This window comes from Oceanobacter antarcticus, assembly GCF_044962685.1.
GTDB classification, from domain to species: domain Bacteria; phylum Pseudomonadota; class Gammaproteobacteria; order Pseudomonadales; family Oceanobacteraceae; genus Oceanobacter; species Oceanobacter antarcticus.
This window is the reverse complement of sequence record NZ_JBBKTX010000085.1, coordinates 1-358: the sequence shown is the minus strand read 5'-3', so window position 1 is coordinate 358 and position 358 is coordinate 1. Positions and strand designations below refer to the sequence as shown.

Here is a 358-nt window from a genome sequence, read left to right as displayed (position 1 = left end):
TATTTAATCCGGTGCTCACTCTGGGCCACCGGATGGTTTCGAATCACGAAGCCGACTTGCAGGCCTGACGGGTCAAGTCAAACGTCGGCGACACAGAGTCGAGATCATCCGGCAGCCCCCGGAGGGCGCGGGTTGCCGCCGTCCAGTGCAGTGTTGACGAATTTGAAAAGGACTCGTCATTTCGCTGCATTCGTCGCCTTGCCCTGAACAACGGCAATACTCGCGCAGAGCCGTGCAGGATTAAATAGATGATGAGATGGACGCTCCCCATAGGATCCAGCGTCAAATGCGCTAAGGTTTTGTTACGAGCAAAACGTCAATATGAGGAGCGTCCACATGAATGATATTAGTACCATCG

Annotated in this window: 1 protein-coding gene; it reads right to left on the bottom strand. The window is 53.6% G+C overall.

What is annotated here, in order from left to right; genetic code table 11:
- Nucleotides 1-43: 43 nt before the first annotated feature.
- A complete protein-coding gene (locus tag WG929_RS21025) occupies nucleotides 44-190 on the bottom strand; it encodes a hypothetical protein (protein ID WP_416205927.1) in 147 nt (48 codons plus the stop codon).
- Nucleotides 191-358 lie beyond the last annotated feature (168 nt).